General features: G+C 52.5%; 1 protein-coding gene. It reads left to right on the top strand.

What is annotated here, in order from left to right:
• Positions 1 to 36: 36 nt before the first annotated feature.
• Positions 37 to 440: bacteriophage T4 gp5 trimerisation domain-containing protein (locus FE394_RS19985; protein ID WP_419836366.1), on the top strand; the 404-nt coding region annotated here is incomplete at its 3' end.

Raw genomic sequence — 440 nt, 5'->3', positions numbered from 1 at the left:
AAGACCAAAACCCATAAAGGCAAGGGCTTTAACGAACTGCGCTTTGAGGATGCCAAGGACAGCGAGGAAATTTATCTCCACGGTCAGAAAGATTTTACCGCCCATATCGAAAACGATGCCCTCTGGCATATCAAACACGACCAGAAACAACGTATCGATAATAACCGCTATCACGAGATCCTCGCCGATGACCATCATCAGGTGGCCGGTTCGCGCAAAATCACCACCGAAGGTGATGTTTCCCACCGGATTGCAGGCAGCCAGCATATTCAGACCGGTGATGCGACCGTGATTGACAGCGGGCAGGAAATTCACCTGAAAAGCGGCGGCAAAGTGGTGCTGGAAGCGGCAGCGGAAATCACCCTGAAAGTCGGCGGCAGTTTTCTGAAAGTCACACCGGCGGGCATTCTCTGTTCACCGATTAACGTCGGGCAGGGTTC

The organism is Xenorhabdus littoralis, assembly GCF_033949345.1.
Lineage (GTDB): Bacteria > Pseudomonadota > Gammaproteobacteria > Enterobacterales > Enterobacteriaceae > Xenorhabdus > Xenorhabdus littoralis.
The sequence above is the reverse complement of the archived record's forward strand: the minus strand, read 5'-3'. Positions and strand labels throughout refer to the sequence as shown.